The following is a 714-nucleotide window of genomic DNA, read 5'->3' on the forward strand; positions in this document are numbered from 1 at the left end:
CCGCGACTACGCGTTCGTCACCGTCTACAACGGTGTCTTCTACGGTGGCAGCAAGCAGGTCACCGTGGGCGAGTACAACTCCTTCGTCGGTCCGAAGTGGATTGACAAGAAGGAGATCTCCGAGTCCGAGTACAACCAGGGCGTCTCCAAGTACGGCGTCAACGGTCCGTACAAGACCGCCGCCGCCAACCCCAAGGTCGAGACGGTCAACCCGCCGAAGGCTTCCTTCACCGAGGCTGAGGCCAAGGCCTACGCCAAGGGCGAGGGCGAGGACAAGACCGTCAAGCTGGTTCCGGTCGAGGTCACCGCTGCTCAGTACAAGGCTGCCCCCGAGGGCACCTCCGCGCTGAAGAACGGCGAGCGCTGCCCCAGCTGGTGCGGTGTCGAGAGCGACAAGAAGACCGCGATCAGCCAGGAGACCTACAAGGAGCTGCTGGCCAAGAAGGCCAACGGCGGCTTCCTTGGCGAACTCAGCGCCGACAAGGACGCCAACGGCAACGAGATCGCGTGGTACGAGGCCCACTACTACGTCAAGGGCTGGGTCAAGACCACCACCGCTCAGCTGTACTGGGTTGAGACCTACCGCATCGAGATCTCCAAGGACGCCGGTCGCCTCGGTGACAACGTCGGTGGCCAGGGCTTCGCGTGGAACCAGAAGACCGGCCAGCCCGTCTTCATCTTCGGCTACCCCGAGGGCCCGCACCCCGACGGTGA

The 714-nt window shown here is 63.9% G+C and carries 1 pseudogene; it reads left to right on the plus strand.

Going from position 1 to position 714, the window contains the following annotated elements:
- Window positions 1–714, plus strand: a pseudogene (locus tag ACFOYY_RS41360) (hypothetical protein); the annotation flags it as partial.

The sequence above is a fragment of the Streptosporangium jomthongense genome, assembly GCF_042650425.1.
GTDB lineage: Bacteria > Actinomycetota > Actinomycetes > Streptosporangiales > Streptosporangiaceae > Streptosporangium.